The following is a 14614-nucleotide window of genomic DNA, read 5'->3' on the forward strand; positions in this document are numbered from 1 at the left end:
GGGAATGGTCCCGAAGCCATCATCCGGCTCGGGCCGCCGCCGATCCTGCTCCCCGCTCGCGCGGGATGGTCCCAACTCGGAGGCGAGCGTGCTCTTACCGGTCTGCTGCTCCCCGCCCGCGCGGGGATGGTCCCGCGCAAGGAGGTTGGCACCCGTCTCGACGTCGCTGCTCCCGCGTCCGTAGGGATGGTCCCTGATCCCGGTGTATCGGAGGGCATGGGGGAGCGATCAGAGGGCTGGTGGCGGTGTGATTTGGCAGAGGACGACGAGCTCGAGGCGTGGGACTACGTAGTAGGCGAGGAGGCCGCCTGCGACGTCGAGGTAGTGCATCGGTTCGCCGCTGCCCTGGTAGGTGGTCCCGTCCAGGTAGAGGGCTTCGGCGGCCCGGACGAGCTCGGCGGCCCTCTGCTCGACAGCAGCGAGAAAGTCGGCCGGCGCTCCGGCAGTGACGTGCTGCTTGCTGGGCAGGTACTCCCAGCTCCAGGTCATCCGTTCACCGCGGCGTAGGCGGCGCGGTAGATCTCGGCGACGGCGGTGGCGTGCTCTCTGCACTCCTGCACGGTGCCGGCGTGGTTGGCCAGGTAGTTCGCCCGGTGGTAGGCCCGGGCGGTGGCCGGGTGCCGTTCGATCTCCACCACGGCGGCCCAGTACGCAACGAACGCCCGGATCGGCTGGACGCTACCGCTGGTGATGGCCTCGGCCATGGCCTTCGTCTGCCCGTCGACCATCTCGGGGAGGCGGTCCGCGGCAACGACGGCCAGGGCGGCTTTGAGCGCGGCCGGGTTCTGCTCGGGCCGGGGGATCAGCTCGACTCCGTCATGCACGGGCTGACTCATAGCGGCACTCCCTCTCTCCTCTGCTGCGAGGCTACTCGCTCCGTAAGGCGCACTTCACTCACCCGTAGAAATCAGCCGTCCTCCGCTCCCACCACCTTCGCATCCGCAGGAACAACGCTTGGGCACAACACCAGCAAGGGGCGCACACCGGGCGGCCACGTGCGGTGTCGGAGTGCCATGGGAACATGCCCGAACAACCGCGCTCCTTGACGCCTCCACAACACCATCCACACGGCTCCTGCTCCCAACGCATGCGGGAATGGCCCCAAGCCCCGGGGGACCGTCCTGATCCCCAACTGCTCCTCGCTCCTGCGGGGATGGACCCTAGGCGGACGGTCTGCGACGCTCCCAGCCCGGCTGTTCCCCGCGCCCGGGGGGGATGGCCCCTGTGCGATCTGGCCGACGAGCTGGATCAGGTGCTGCTCCCCGCACTCGCGGGATGGCCCCGTGTACCGGCAATGGAAGCCGGCCGACGAGGCCTGCTCCCCACGTCTGCGGGGATGGTCCCATCTTCTGCTCGTACTCGGCGAGGACGGGCACCTGCTCCCCGCCCGCGCGGGGATGGCCCTCTGTGCGCCGAGCCGCGGGTGCTCCGCCTGTCCCGTGCCGGCCCCTGAGCGGGGCGCCGACCTCCGGCCGTCGTCAGGGGATCGCCAGGTCGTGCGCTCCGGTGATGCAGTGCCAGACGGCCGCTCCGGCGGCGAGAGTGGGATACAGGCCGGTGTGATGGTCGGCGCAGGTGGGCCATACCACCCAGTGCGCGTCGGCGACGAAGGTTTGGACCGTCACCGCTGTGGCGGCCAGCGCCTCCGGGAGACCGATGGCACGGATCTGCTCGCCGTATACCTCGACCTCGCCCGACGGCTCGTAATCGCTGTGCGCGATGGCCCGGACGTACAGGTGGAGCTCAACACCCAAGTCCCGCTCGACTGCGGCCCGCAGCAGGTCGAGGGCTGTGCGGGCGAGCGCGACCCGGCGTTCGAACAAAAGGTCGATCAGGTAGGCCGGGGGTATCTCGCCGTGCATGTCGAAGACGTCCGCCAGCCACTGCCGCCCGCTGTCCGAGAGCGGGGCCAGCCAGGATCCGATGTCGGGATCGCGGCTCAGGGTCTCACTTCAGTCGGCGAACGCCGCGTCCCGTAGTTGCGGCATAGCCTCCGCGCCTCCCGCAGGTGGTGGCACCGCGCCGGCAACCGAAACGGCCCGGTCACGGCCTCGTCATTGCCAGTATGGGGCCGGGACCGGGGATTTCCGCTCCCCGCCCGCGCAGGAGTAGGTCCGCTGCCTCATGTCGGAGGGCCATGGGAGTATGCGCCCACGCCACCGCGCTCCTTGACACCTCCACAGCACCACCGAACAACAGCCGACCATCGCCATGCCGAACGTCGGCTACCCGGTGCGGAACCAGGCGACCACCGATCCCTGCCTCATCCACGTCCTGAAGGATCACCAGCCGGTCCGGGAAAGAAAGTAACCTGATGTCGCTAATGTCCGAATCCCTGAAGCTTACGAATTCCGGGCCCACCGGCACGTAACACCGCAGGTCAACAAGACTGCTCCCCGCGCCCGCGGGGATGGTCCATGCTCCTGTACGCCCTCGCGCTCGTCTTCCTGCTGCTCCCCGCGCCCGCGGGGATGGTCCCTGGCGGATGCCCGCCGACCCCGTCTCCGCCTCCTGCTCCCCGCGTCCGCGGGGATGGTCCCGCGGCGTCCAGGCCCGGACGGTCGGTCACGTAGCTGCTCCCCGCGCCCGCGGGGATGGTCCCTCTCACTGCGCCTGCCGACCGGGTGGGGCCGCCTGCTCCCCGCGCCCGCGGGGATGGTCCCGCGGCGAGCGCGTCGCCGTTGACGAGCGGGGACTGCTCCCTGCGCCCGCGGGGATGGTCCCGAGACGGTGGAGCTGGCAGCTTCTAGGAACCGCTGCTCCCCGCGCCCGCGGGGATGGTCCCTGCGGGCCGGTGACGACCTGGTCGACGGTCCCCTGCTCCCTGCTCCCCGCGCCCGCGGGGATGGTTCCCCGAACTTGGCCAGCTCCTTGACGATCTCCAGCTACTCCCCGCGCCCGCGGGGATGGCCCCGCCTCAGGGGCGGCGTCGGTGAAAATCCCGATCTGCTCCCCGCGCCCGCGGGGATGGCTTCCCGCTCGCTCGCTGCTGCGGCACTTGGGTCGAAGCGCTGTTCCCAGCGCCTGCGGTGAGAGCCCGGACAGCGTTACCTGACCGAGTGTCTCTCCATTTGCTGCCCGCGCTCGGGATGGTCCCGCCGCGCCGTCGTCGCCACCATCACTCTCGACCTGCTCCCCGTGCCTGCGGGGCCGATGTCGGAGGGGTGGCGGGGTGGGGCTTGGAGGTCGCGCTGGTTCAGGGCGCGGAGACAGCCCCGCCCCGCCGCGCGGACGCCTAACCCGCGAACCGCCGTCCATACTTGGGAGTCCCGGCCGGCCGGAGGGGAGGACCGTCGGCGCGGCCTCCGGGGGCGGTAGTGGTGGAGCGGGTGGGCGTACGGGAGCGGGGCCCGCGCTGGTGCGCGGGCCCCGCTCGGTGTCCGGTCGCTCCGGGGTGCTGTCCTGGCCGTCGGCTACCAGCGGTACCAGCGGCCGCGGCTGCCACCGGCGTTGGTGCCGCGGGCGACGAAGCCCACCACCCACACCACCAGCACGATGATCGCCACCCACCACAGGGCCTTGAGCGCGAACCCGGCGCCGAACAGGATCAGCGCCAGCAGCAGAACCAGAAGAAGGGGAACCATGATGACCTCCACGCAGTCGGTGTCGATGCGCCGTATGCCCCTGAGCTGGACGGATATTCACATGAATCCGTGAGGGCCGCCGGGGCATGCGGTCGCGGGCCGGCTGGCCCAGGGCGGGGGGCGGCAGTTCAGCGGCTGGTGGCGTCGAGGAGTGTCTCCACAGCGGCGCGGGCGCGGGTGGCCGGGGTGGGGTCGCCGTCGATCGCGGCGGTCACGATGGCGCCCTCGGCGAGGAGTTGGACGGGGGTCGGGTCGGTGAGGCCCGCTGCGCGGGCCCAGTCGGCGAGTTGGGCGTGGAAGGCTGCCTTGTGGGCGCGCACCTCGGCGAGGACGGTCGGGGAGGTCGGGCCGAGTTCGCCGAAGGCGTTGATCCAGGCGCAGCCCCGGTAGCCGGGCTCGGCGAACCAGTGGCCCAGCCAGTCGAACGCGGCGAGCAGCCGGGCGCGGGGGTGGCGGCCGCGGTGGTCTCGACGGCGGCGGCCAGGGCGGCCCGCCAGCGCAGGTCGCGGCGGCGCAGGACGGCCACCACCAGGTCGTCCTTCGCGGGGTGCAGGCGGTAGATGCGTTTGAGCGGCAGGCCCGAGGCGGCCCGCACCTCGTCCATGCCGACGGCGCGGATGCCCTTCTCGTAGAACAGGGCTTCGGCGGCGTCCAGCAGGGCCTCGCTGTCCTGGCGGGTCTGCTCCTCGGTGTGCGGGGCGGGCATCGGCGGCTCCGGTTCGGCGGTGCTTGAGGGGGCTTGAAGGGGCTGGAGAGTGCTTGACGGTGCTTGACGTGGAGAACGGTCGTTCCCTAGCGTAGGCGCCGGCCGGATGGAGAACGGTCGTTCTCGATCCGGCGACCGCCACGACGCCGCACCGCAGGAGGCACCATGCCCGAGGACCGCCCGCCGCTCCCCCCGTTCACCCGCGCCACCGCCCTCGCCAAGGTCCAGGCCGCCGAGGACGCCTGGAACACCCGTGACCCGGCCCGGGTCGCCCTCGCGTACACACCCGACACGGTCTGGCGTAACCGCGACACCTTCCTCACCGGCCGCGCCGAGGTCACCGCCTTCCTCGCCGCCAAGTGGCGGCGCGAGCGGGAGTACGCCCTGCGGAAGGACCTCTGGGCGTTCGAGGACGACCGGATCGCCGTCCGGTTCCAGTACGAGTGGCACGACGCGGACGGCCAGTGGTGGCGCAGCTACGGGAACGAGCTGTGGGAGTTCGACCGCCACGGCCTGATGCGGCGGCGCGAGGCCAGCATCGACGACGTCCGCATCGACGCCGCCGACCGCCGCATCCACGGCCCGCGACCGGCCGCGGAGCGGGGCGGACCGGAACTGCCGCTGCGCTGAGCTGCCCGTCTGAGCTGCCCGCCTGGGCGGCGGGCCGGGCGGTTCAGTAGCGTGTCCGCATGGTGCGAGTCCCCTGACCCCGAGCAGATCGAGGCCGGCCGCCGCCTGGGTGCGCTGTTCCGCGAGACCCGGGCCGGTCGTGACCCCGCCACCGTCGCCCACAGCGCCGGGATCTCCCCCGAGACGCTGCGGAAGATCGAGATGGGCCGGCTGCCCAGCCCGGGCTTCGGCACCGTCGTCGGCCTCTGCGCCGCGCTCGACCTGCCGCTCGACACCGCGGCCCACGTCTGGCTCGGCGAACCCACGGGCTGCCCCCCGCTCAGCGGGAGCGGGGGACACGAGTAGCCGCCCCGGGCCCGGGTCCGGGGCGGCAATCGGCAACCGGCAACCGGCAACCGGCAACCAGTGGTGAGTGGTCAGGCGAGGACCAGGTACTGGCGGCCGTCGAGGAGTTCGCGGACGGCGTCCAGGTGGCCGGCGTGGGTGGCGGTCTCGGTGATCACGTGCAGGACGACCTCGCGCAGGGTGTCGTAGCGCCAGCCGTCGAAGAAGTCCGGCCACCAGGCGGGGGACGCGTCGAGGGAGGCGGTGGAGAGGAAGACGTCGGAGAGCGCCGCCTGCCCGCGGTAGAGGGCGAAGACCTCCTCGGCGGTCAGCTCCGGGGCGGGCTGCCAGGCGTCGCCGGCGTCGAGGATCTCGTCGATCGCGGTCCGGTCCCCCGCCGCGACCGCGCGGAACCAGAACTTCTCGTCGTCCAGGGCGAGGTGGTGCACCAGCCCGAGGCAGCTCCAGCCGGAGGGGAGGACCGGGCGGCGCAGGGCCTCCTCGTCCAGGCCCTCCAGGATGTCCAGGACGTGCTTGCGCTTGCCGTTCAAAACACCCAGCAGCGTGGTCAGTTCGGTGTCGGCCATGGGCCGGACCGTACCCCGTCCCACCGACGGCACGCACCCGGAACGGGGCTCAGGCCAGGGCCAGGACCGCGTAGCGCTCGTCGTGGACCGGGCCGCCCCACAGCGCCGGGTCGGCTTCGAGGGGTTCGACCCGCAGGTCACGGACCAGGGGGCGCAGCGCGGCGACCAGGACGGACGCGGTGACGCCGCCCGCCCAGGGCAGGCCCTCGGCACCCGGGGCGTAGGGCTCGACGGGCGTGTCGGCCTCGCGCCAGCGGCCCTCGACCAGCAGCAGGCGGCCGCCCGGGCGCAGCAGGTCGGTCCAGGCGTGGAGGGCGGCGTGCGGGTCGGGGAGGGTCCAGAGCAGGTGGCGGGAGAGCACCGCGTCGTACCGGCCGTCACCGGTCGGGGGGAGGCTCGCGTCACCGACCAGGAAGCGCCCGTCCAACCCGGCGGCGGCCAGCTTGGCCCGGGCCCGGTCGACCATCGCGGGGGCGAGGTCGACGCCCGTCACCCGGTGCCCGGCCTCGGCGAGGAGCAGGGAGAGCGAACCGGTGCCGCAGCCGACGTCCAGCACGTCGAGCCCCGCACCGGGCAGCCACCCCGCGAGGCGCCGCCGCCAGGCCCGCCGGGTGACGTCGTCGCGCAGGCCGTGGTCGGGCTCCCGGTCGAACGCGGGGGCGGCGGCGTTCCAGTAGGCGGCGATCGGGCCGAGCGGAGGTTCGTCCATCCGGGCAGGGTCCCACCCGCCGGTGACAGTCGGCGGTCCCGGTCGGCTCGGCTCCCTCCGCCGGCTCGGCCCCCCTCCGCCCCCTCCGCCGTCTCAGCCGTCTCAGCCGGCCAGCGCGAGACGTACCGCGAACACCGCGACCAGGCCGTACCCGGCGGCGTGGGTGAGCCGGCGGGCCCGGGGGCCAAGCCGCGCCCCGGCCAGTGCCCCGGCTGCGGCGAGCACCTGCTGCCAGACCAGGGAGGCCAGGAAGACGCCGACGACGAACGCGGCGGAGCCGTCACCGGCAGTGCTGCCCCGGGCGGTGGTCAGGGCGGTGAAGTAGAGGGCGGTGGTCGGGTTGACGGCCGTGAGCAGCGCGAACCGGAGGAAGGAGCGGGCCACCACGGACGCCTGACGGGGCTCGGCGGGCTCGGCAGGCTCGGCGGGGCCGGCGGGGCCGGCGGGCCCCACGGACGCGGCGGGCCGTGCGGGGGCGGTCGAAGCGGTGGTGGCGAAGCGGCGTAGGCCGAGCAGTCCGTGGGCGGCGATCGCGGCGAGCAGGAGGGCGGAGGCGGCCCGTACCGCGCTCTCGTGTCCGGTCAGGAGGGTGGCGACCTGTGGTCCGGCCAGCACGGCGGCTGCCGCGTACGCGCCGTCGACGGTGGCCACGGCGGTGGCGGCGCCCGCGGCGGGGGCCCAGCCCCGGCGGCCCTCCTGGAGGAGGAGCACGCCGATCGCGCCGAGCGGCAGCGCCACTCCGAGCCCGGCCAGTGCACCCGCGACCAGCGTCTGTGTCATTCCGACACGATGGCGCTCGCGCCCCGTCCGGCGCACCGCATTTTCTGCGGGCACCGGGCACCGGACGCCGGGCACCAGACGCCGGTCCCGGTCAGCCGTGCCGGGTTCCGCCGCGGCGGCGGTGGGCCGCGGCGACGGCCCGGACCGAGCGGTAGGAGAGCACCGCGAGGGTCGATTCGGCGGACAGCACGGAGGCGGTGCTGCGCCAGGAGCCGAGCGAGAGGACTGAGAGCGCCGAGCCGACCGAGCCGATCGACAGGAAGGACCCGACCGAGCCGACGGACAGGAACGAGCCGATCGAACCGATCGAGAGGAACGAGGCGGTCGAGCCGAGCGAGAAGCCGTCGGCCGCTGCCGCGCGCAGCCGTTGCGCGCGGATCTTCGGGGTAGGTGGTCGGACGGACATGTCCCCTCCTTCTGCACCTGTCGGCCTGTCGGCCTGCTGGCCTGCTACCTGCCCCCAGCCTTCCGCCGGGACCCCGCCCGCGCAAAGGCGCCGGTCGCCGGGGGTGCCGGGTCCGGCGGCGGCGGGGGCGGAGCTGCTTGGATGGGGCGTTCGTCGGGCCCACCGGGTCCGGTGCGTCGGGTGTGAGGGAGGAGCGGGTCCGGTGAGTACGGTGTCCGCCGAGGTGCTGTCGTTGGTCCTGCTGGCGGCGGTGCTGGTGTGCGCGGTCCGACGGCCGTTCGGGTGGCCGGAGGCGGTGGTGGCGGTGCCGGCGGCGGGGGTGCTGGTGGCGGTGGGGGCGGTGTCGCCGGCCGCGGCGTGGGCCGAGGTGGGGCGGCTGGCGCCGGTGGTGGGGTTCCTGGCGGCGGTGCTGGTGCTGGCGCAGCTGTGCGACGACGAGGGGCTGTTCGAGGCGTGCGGCCGCTGGATGGCGGGGGCTTCGGGCGGGCGGCCGGTGCGGCTGCTGGGGCAGGTGTTCGCGGTGGCGGCGGTGGTCACGGCGGTGCTCAGCCTGGACGCGACGGTGGTGCTGCTGACCCCGGTGGTGATCGCCACGGCGGGGACGCTGGGGGTGCGGCCCCCGCACGTGTACGCGTGCACGTGTACGCGTGCGGGCACCTGGCGAACACGGCCTCGCTGCTGCTGCCGGTCTCCAACCTGACCAATCTGCTGGCGTTCACCGCCAGCGGTCTGGGGTTCGGCCGGTTCACGGCGCTGATGGCGCTGCCGTGGCTGGCCGCGGTGGGGGTGGAGTACCTGGTGCTGCGGCGGTGGTTCGCGGCCGAGCTGGCGGTGCCCGCCGAGCGGCCGGTGGCGGCGGGCGGGGTGCGGCTGCCCCGGTTCGCGCTGTGGACGGTCGCGGGGACGCTGGCGGGTTTCGCGCTGGCCTCGGCGGTCGGCGTCTCCCCGGCGTGGGCCGCGGCGGCGGGCGCGCTGGTGCTGGCGGTGCGGGCGCTGGCCGGTCGGCGCAGCACGCCGCGCCGAATCCTGTCGGCGGCGGCCGTCCCGTTCCTGGCCTTCGTGCTGGCGCTGGGCGTGGTGGTGCGGGCGGTGGTGGACAACGGGCTGGCCGACCGGCTGGCGGCGGTGGTCCCGGCGGGCGACACGCTGCCGGTGCTGTTCGCACTGGCCGGGCTGGCGGCGGTGCTGGCCAACCTGGTCAACAACCTCCCGGCGACGCTGCTGCTGGTCCCGCTGGCCGCCCCGTCCGGTCCCGGCCCGGTGCTGGCCGTGCTGCTCGGCGTGAACCTCGGCCCGAACCTGACGTACGCGGGCTCCCTCGCCACCCTGCTGTGGCGCCGGATCACCCGGGAGCGGAAGGTCGACGACGGCGGTCCGCGGCTGTTCACCGCGCTGGGCGCGCTCACCGTGCCGACCACCCTGGCTGCGTCCGTCCTGGCCCTCTGGGTCTCGCTGCGCCTGTTCTGAGCGGTGGCGGCGGCCGTCCAACGGTGGTCGTCCGACGGCGGTCGCCCCGCAGGCCGCCGCCCTGACGCCGCCCTGACGCCGCCCTGGCGCCGCCCGGACACCGCACGCACACCGCCCGGGCGGCGGGCGAACTGACCGGGTGTCAGCTCCCGTTCGCCGGGTTTTCCGATGATCGGCGGTGTGAGATCCGCCACGGCCGGGGGAATTGCGTAGACACGGCCGGGTGAGGCAGGGTGAATCGGCGTCAGGCCCTGCGCACGGCCCCGCACACCCGCCGACTCCGGTCGGCGGGCCGATGACTTGAACGACCGCGAGGCCGTGCGCCGCTCGATCCACCCGCCGCTCCGGGCCCGTCCGGGGCGGCGGCCGAGTCCGCGTCTCCCGTGACCAGTGTTCGACGGAGGCCAGCGCCAGGGGCAGATAACGCGCCCGTGCGGTCACAGGACGGGCGACGCCGGAAGGAAACCATGTGACTCGGATCTCGGTCCGGGGCGTCGCTGTCGCCTCCGCCACCGCGGTGACCGCCGTCGGAGCGGTCGTGGGTGCGGCCGCCGGCAGTGAGGGCAAGGCCGTCCAGACGGTCGACGTCGCGAGCGCCACGCTGCTCGCCGACGCGCCCACCGGTGCGCAGGCCCAGAACGTCAGCGACGGCATCGGCCGGCAGGCCGACGCCCAGCAGGTGTCCGCCGACACCGCCGCCCGGAAGGCCGCCGCCGAGGCCGCCCGGCAGAAGGCCGCGGCCGACGCCCAGGCCAAGGCCGACGCGGACAAGGCCGCCGAAGCCGCCAAGGCGGCCGCGGAGAAGGCGGCCAAGGACGCCAAGGCCGCCGAGGAGGCGGAGGCGAAGCGGTCCACCGAGCAGGCGAACCGCGATTCCGCGCGCAGCGTGCTGGCCAGCGTCCCGGCCGGTTCGGTCCAGGACATCGCCCGGGGGATCATCGGCAGCGACACCCAGTTCCAGTGCTTCAGCCAGATCGTCACCCGCGAGAGCGGCTGGAACTACACGGCGAGCAACGCCTCCTCCGGCGCCTACGGCCTGGTCCAGGCGCTGCCGGGCTCCAAGATGGCCTCGGCCGGCGCGGACTGGCGCACCAACCCCGCCACCCAGATCAAGTGGGGCCTCAACTACATGAACAGCCGCTACGGCAGCCCCTGCGGCGCCTGGTCGTTCTGGCAGTCGCACCACTGGTACTGACCGGCCCCGACCGCGGCTCCGCGGTGGCGGAGCACGGCGCACGACGTACGGCCCGAGGCCCGCGCGACCCCCGTGGTCGCGCGGGCCTCACCGTTCCCGCACGTCACCTTCACCTCCCGCGTCCCGGGAGTCGCGTCCCGGCTCACTATGCTTCGCCTCTGCCGAAGGTTCCCTCCCGTTTTGCGTTATCCGCCGCCGGCCGGTGGATCTCCCAGGGTGTGAGGGCAGGACGCGAGAACACGAGGACGGACCGGGCTGTGGACAGTGGACGGGCGGCGGCGCTGGTCGGGCGGGCGCAGTGCGGTGACCGGCAGGCGGTGGCGGAGCTGGTCGGCGGCCACCTGCCGCTGGTCTACAACGTGGTGGGGCGGGCCCTGTCGGGGCACCCGGACACCGACGACGTGGTGCAGGAGACGATGCTGCGGGCCGTGGACGGCCTGGCCGGGCTGCGCGATCCGGCCGGGTTCCGGAGCTGGCTGGTGGCGATCGCGCTGAACCAGGTGCGGCGCCGGTTCCGGGACGCGGACGCGGTGGACGCGGTGCCGGACCCGGCCGCGGTGGCCGATCCGGCCGCGGACTTCGTGGGCCTGACGATCGTCCGGCTGGGCCTGTCGGAGCAGCGCCGCGAGGTCGCGGAGGCGACCCGCTGGCTGGACGACGGGGACCGCGAACTGCTGGCGCTGTGGTGGCTGGAGGCGGCGGGCGAGCTGTCGCGGACGGAGCTGGCGGCGGCGCTGGAGATATCGCCGCAGCACGCGGCGGTGCGGGTGCAGCGGATGAAGGGCCAGTTGGAGGCGGCCCGGGTGGTGGTGCGGGCGCTGGCCGCGGTGCCGGGTTGCCCGTGGCTGGCCGAGGTGACGGCCGGTTGGGACGGCGTGCCGGGCGCGCTGTGGCGCAAGCGGATCGGGCGGCACGCCCGGGAGTGCGCGGTGTGCGGGGAGCAGCGCCGCGGCCTGGTCCCGGCGGAGGGGCTGCTGGCGGGCCTGGCGCTGGTGCCGCTGCCGGACGGGGCGCGGTTCGCCCAGGAGCTCGCCGCCGCCTCCTCCCACGGTGGCGGCGACGGCACCGGCGGGTCCGCGCCGCGGGCCGGGCGGGCGGCGCACCGGCGGGGCCCGTCCGCGGGCGGTGCGCACCGGGCGGGGGCGCGGCGCGGTCACCGGCGGGCCCGGCGGCGCGGCCCGGCCCCGGTGGTGCTGGGCGGCGGGGTGGTGGCCGCGGTGGCGGTGGTGGCCGGGCTGCTGGTGGTGGTCGGCGGGACGGACACACCGCCGGCGGTGGGCGCGGCCGAGCCGCCGCCGCCGTCCGTGGCGGCACTGGTGGACCCGGCGCAGGGCACCGCCCCGGCGGCCGACGGGGACGCCTCGCCGTCCGCCGCGCCGTCCGGGTCCCCGTCCGCCTCGGCCTCCCCTCGCCGAGCGCGCCGGTCTCCTCCGCCGCCCCGTCCCCGTCCGCGTCGGCCTCCGCCAAGGCGTCCGCCCCGGCGGCGCCCGGGTCCGGGTCGGCCGCACCGTCGGCGAACCCGGCGGCGGCCTCCGCCGCGAAGCGGTCGACGGATCTGGCGCAGCAGGTGGTGGACCTGGTCAACACGCAGCGCGCGCAGGCGGGTTGCGGGCCGGTGCGGTCCAACGCGAAGCTGGCGACGGCGGCGCTGCGGCACTCCGAGGACATGGCGGCGCGCAACTTCTTCGACCACACCAACCCGGACGGGGCCGGTCCGCAGCAGCGGATCGACGCCGTCGGGTACGCGTGGAGCGGCTGGGGCGAGAACATCGCGCGCGGGCAGAAGGACGCGGCCGCGGTGATGGAGAGCTGGATGAACAGCCCGGGTCACCGGGCGAACATCCTGAACTGCAAGTTCACCGAGCTGGGTGTGGGGGTCCACCTGGGCACGGGTGGCCCCTGGTGGACGCAGGACTTCGGCACGCCGCGCTGAGGCCGGAGCCGCGAACGGCGCGGAGACCGCCGTCCCCCGCCCCCGCCCCCGTCTCCGTTCCCGGTCGAGCGGTCAGTCGGTGGTGGCGTGGGTCCCTTCCCGCGGGCGGGGGACGGCGTCGGCGGCGTCCGCGGTCAGTACGGTCTCGCGCAGGTCGGCGAGTGCCTCGTCCACCGAGTCGTGGACGTCGAAGATCCGCTCGATCCCGAAGAGCTGGAGGATCTTGCGGGTGTGGACGTCGGGTCCGGGCAGGACCAGCCGCAGTTGTCCGTCGCGGGAGGACAGCATCCGGCGGGTGGCGACCAGGACGGCGAAGCCCGTGGAGTCGCAGAAGTCGACCCGGCTGATGTCGACCACCATCCGCAGGCAGCCGTCGGTGACCAGTCGCTGGAGGCGTTCGCGGAGGGCAGCGACTCCGCTGATGTCCACCTCCCCGGCCACCTGGACCACCGTCCAGCCGTATCGCTCCCCGTAGCTCACGCTCAGTGCCACGCTGTTGCCTTTCTCTGGTGCCGCTTGGGGTATGCGGCCCCTGCCCGTTTCCTCCGGCGGCAACCCTGTTCCAGGTGACGATTTGGCGGTCGAACGGAGTAATTTCCGCGAAATGTCATGGCCAGGGACCGTTGAACGGTCGAATTCGCTGGCCGACCCGATGATCTGCACAGGATTTCCTCCGGTTGGCGGTACCCCGGGGGTGGCCTGCCGGTACAGAGCCGGGAGGACTAGCCGGGCGTGTTCTCCCGCTCCTGGAGGACCTGGCGCATGCGCTGTCCGGTGGCGTCCGGGGCGATCAGGGGGGCCGGGTAGCCGGCGGGGCGGCGCGGGGACTGCCAGGGGCGGTGGATCTCGCGGCCGGGGAGGTCGGCGAGCTCGGGGAGCCAGCGGCGGACGTAGTCGCCGGACGGGTCGTAGCGGTCGGCCTGGGTGAGCGGGTTGAGGACCCGGTTGGGGCGGGTGTCGGTGCCGGTGCCGGCCACCCACTGCCAGTTCATCTGGTTGTTGGCGAGGTCGCCGTCCACCAGGTGGTGCAGGAAGTGCGCGGCGCCGGGCCGCCAGTCCTGGCGGAGGGACTTGGTGAGGAAGCTGGCGGTGAGCAGCCGGGCCCGGTTGTGCATCCAGCCGGTCTCGGCGAGCTGCCGCATCCCGGCGTCGATGATCGGGAAGCCGGTGCGGCCCTCCCGCCAGGCGGCCAGTTCCTCCGGGTCCTCGTGCCAGTGGCCGGGCCGGTGGCGGTAGTCGGCGCGGGCGGCGTCGGGGCGGGCGGCGAGCACCTGGTAGTGGAAGTCGCGCCAGACGAGCTGCCGGACGAAGGCGTCCGCGCCGTGGCCGCCGCGACGTTCGGCGAGGTGGGCGAGTTCGTTGGCGGACAGGCAGCCGAAGTGCAGGTAGGGCGAGAGGCGGGAGGTGCCGTCGGCGGCGAGGTCGTCGTGCAGGGCCGCGTAGTCGTCGGTGTGCCAGTGCTGCCAGGCGCGGCGGGCGGCGGCCTCGCCGGGGTCGGGCAGGCTGCCGGCGGTGGGGGTGGCGGTGGGCAGCGGGGCTCCGGGCAGGTCCTCGGGGGTGTGCAGGGCGGACGGGGCCGGCAGCGGGGCGCGGCGGGGGGTCTGCTGCCAGGCCCGGTGGTAGGGGGTGAAGACGGCGTAGTGGTCGCGCCGGCGGGCCGCACGGCCCCGGGCGGGACGGCGGTCAGCGACGCGTCGTGCACCCGCAGCCGTTCGCCGAGCGCGGCGCGCAACCGCTGTTCGCGGCGGTGCGCGTAGCCGCTGACCCCGGCGGCGACGTGGACGCTCGCCGCGCCGGTCTCGGCGGCGAGTCGCGCGGCCTGTTCGGCGGTGTCGCCCTCGCGCACCAGCAGTCGGCCGCCGGCCCCGCGCAGGGCGGCGTCCAGTTCGGCCAGGCAGCCGGCCAGGAACGCGGCCCGGTTGGGGGCGGCGAAGCCGGCGGCGGCGATCGCCGGGTCGGTGACGAACAGCGGCACCACCCGGTCGGCCCCGGCGCGGGCGGCGTGCAGGGCGGGGTTGTCGTGCAGGCGCAGGTCCTGAGTGAACAGGACGATGGCGAGAGTCATGGTGCTGGTTTCCGTACGGGGTTCGCGGTGTCGACTTGGCGACCTGTCGGTGTTCCGGGCGGCGCGGTGGCCGCGCCGGGCGGTGGTCGGGCCGACGGCCTGGGCGGTCTGGTCGTTCTGGCGCTGTGGTGTTGTGGTGTTCTGGCGCTGTGGCGTGTGCGGTCGCGGCGTTCTGCGGCGGGGACGGGTGTCCCGTACGTCTTCGGAGCGGTCGCCGCACCGGATGGG

Annotated in this window: 13 protein-coding genes, 4 pseudogenes and 1 CRISPR repeat array; of the genes and pseudogenes, 6 read left to right on the forward strand and 11 right to left on the reverse strand. The window is 74.5% G+C overall.

Going from position 1 to position 14614, the window contains the following annotated elements; translation table 11 throughout:
• Positions 1-228 precede the first annotated feature (228 nt).
• The 5 genes and pseudogenes from QMQ26_RS04675 to QMQ26_RS04695 form a co-directional block, all read right to left on the reverse strand.
• On the reverse strand, positions 229-489 hold the full coding sequence (locus QMQ26_RS04675) for a hypothetical protein (RefSeq protein WP_176184664.1): 261 nt from the start codon (positions 487-489) through the stop codon (positions 229-231).
• Entirely contained in the window at positions 486-836 is a 351-nt protein-coding gene (locus QMQ26_RS04680) for a hypothetical protein (protein ID WP_282204853.1), read from the reverse strand. The genes QMQ26_RS04675 and QMQ26_RS04680 overlap by 4 nt, the downstream gene beginning before the upstream one ends.
• A 642-nt stretch (positions 837-1478) precedes the next feature.
• Complete coding sequence (locus QMQ26_RS04685; protein ID WP_282204854.1) at positions 1479-1862, reverse strand: hypothetical protein; 384 nt, start codon at positions 1860-1862, stop codon at positions 1479-1481.
• A 527-nt stretch (positions 1863-2389) separates the two neighbouring features.
• A CRISPR array of direct repeats spans positions 2390-2975; the repeat unit is 29 nt; unit sequence CTGCTCCCCGCGCCCGCGGGGATGGTCCC.
• Positions 2976-3413: 438 nt separating this feature from the next.
• Complete coding sequence (locus tag QMQ26_RS04690) at positions 3414-3584, reverse strand: hydrophobic protein (RefSeq protein WP_100835002.1); 171 nt, start codon at positions 3582-3584, stop codon at positions 3414-3416.
• Between the two features lie 128 nt (positions 3585-3712).
• A pseudogene (locus QMQ26_RS04695) lies at positions 3713-4290 on the reverse strand (TetR/AcrR family transcriptional regulator).
• A 165-nt stretch (positions 4291-4455) separates the two neighbouring features.
• Between QMQ26_RS04695 and QMQ26_RS04700 the strand changes: the two are divergent.
• Both QMQ26_RS04700 and QMQ26_RS04705 read left to right on the forward strand, forming a co-directional pair.
• Entirely contained in the window at positions 4456-4920 is a 465-nt protein-coding gene (locus QMQ26_RS04700) for a nuclear transport factor 2 family protein (RefSeq protein WP_282204855.1), read from the forward strand.
• A 51-nt stretch (positions 4921-4971) separates the two neighbouring features.
• Positions 4972-5265 (forward strand): helix-turn-helix domain-containing protein, encoded by a 294-nt coding sequence (locus QMQ26_RS04705; protein WP_282204856.1) that lies wholly within the window; start codon positions 4972-4974, stop codon positions 5263-5265.
• A 71-nt stretch (positions 5266-5336) separates the two neighbouring features.
• Here QMQ26_RS04705 and QMQ26_RS04710 read toward each other — a convergent pair whose 3' ends face one another.
• The 4 genes from QMQ26_RS04710 to QMQ26_RS04725 form a co-directional block, all read right to left on the reverse strand.
• The gene (locus QMQ26_RS04710; protein WP_100835006.1) at positions 5337-5831 is read right to left on the reverse strand and encodes a mycothiol transferase; all 495 of its coding nucleotides are present in this window, start codon (positions 5829-5831) and stop codon (positions 5337-5339) included.
• 49 nt (positions 5832-5880) lie between these two features.
• A complete protein-coding gene (locus QMQ26_RS04715) occupies positions 5881-6540 on the reverse strand; it encodes a class I SAM-dependent methyltransferase (RefSeq protein WP_282204857.1) in 660 nt (219 codons plus the stop codon).
• A 102-nt stretch (positions 6541-6642) separates the two neighbouring features.
• Positions 6643-7320, reverse strand: a complete 678-nt coding sequence (locus QMQ26_RS04720) for a LysE family transporter (RefSeq protein WP_282204858.1) — start codon at positions 7318-7320, stop codon at positions 6643-6645.
• Positions 7321-7411: 91 nt separating this feature from the next.
• Positions 7412-7726, reverse strand: coding sequence for a hypothetical protein (locus QMQ26_RS04725; protein WP_282204859.1), 315 nt, complete (start codon positions 7724-7726; stop codon positions 7412-7414).
• Positions 7727-7928: 202 nt separating this feature from the next.
• Between QMQ26_RS04725 and QMQ26_RS04730 the strand changes: the two are divergent.
• From QMQ26_RS04730 to QMQ26_RS04745, 4 genes and pseudogenes are all read left to right on the forward strand, one after another.
• Positions 7929-9193, forward strand: a pseudogene (locus QMQ26_RS04730) (SLC13 family permease).
• A gap of 469 nt (positions 9194-9662) precedes the next feature.
• A complete protein-coding gene (locus tag QMQ26_RS04735) occupies positions 9663-10388 on the forward strand; it encodes an aggregation-promoting factor C-terminal-like domain-containing protein (RefSeq protein WP_100835010.1) in 726 nt (241 codons plus the stop codon).
• A 362-nt stretch (positions 10389-10750) separates the two neighbouring features.
• Positions 10751-11122, forward strand: a pseudogene (locus tag QMQ26_RS04740) (sigma-70 family RNA polymerase sigma factor); the annotation flags it as partial.
• 881 nt (positions 11123-12003) lie between these two features.
• Complete coding sequence (locus QMQ26_RS04745; protein WP_282204860.1) at positions 12004-12321, forward strand: CAP domain-containing protein; 318 nt, start codon at positions 12004-12006, stop codon at positions 12319-12321.
• Positions 12322-12393: 72 nt separating this feature from the next.
• Here the strand turns inward: QMQ26_RS04745 and QMQ26_RS04750 are convergent, their stop codons facing one another.
• Both QMQ26_RS04750 and QMQ26_RS04755 read right to left on the reverse strand, forming a co-directional pair.
• Entirely contained in the window at positions 12394-12813 is a 420-nt protein-coding gene (locus QMQ26_RS04750) for an STAS domain-containing protein (protein ID WP_159072992.1), read from the reverse strand.
• A gap of 230 nt (positions 12814-13043) precedes the next feature.
• A pseudogene (locus tag QMQ26_RS04755) lies at positions 13044-14386 on the reverse strand (cryptochrome/photolyase family protein).
• Positions 14387-14614 lie beyond the last annotated feature (228 nt).

It is taken from the genome of Kitasatospora fiedleri (assembly GCF_948472415.1).
GTDB classification, from domain to species: domain Bacteria; phylum Actinomycetota; class Actinomycetes; order Streptomycetales; family Streptomycetaceae; genus Kitasatospora; species Kitasatospora fiedleri.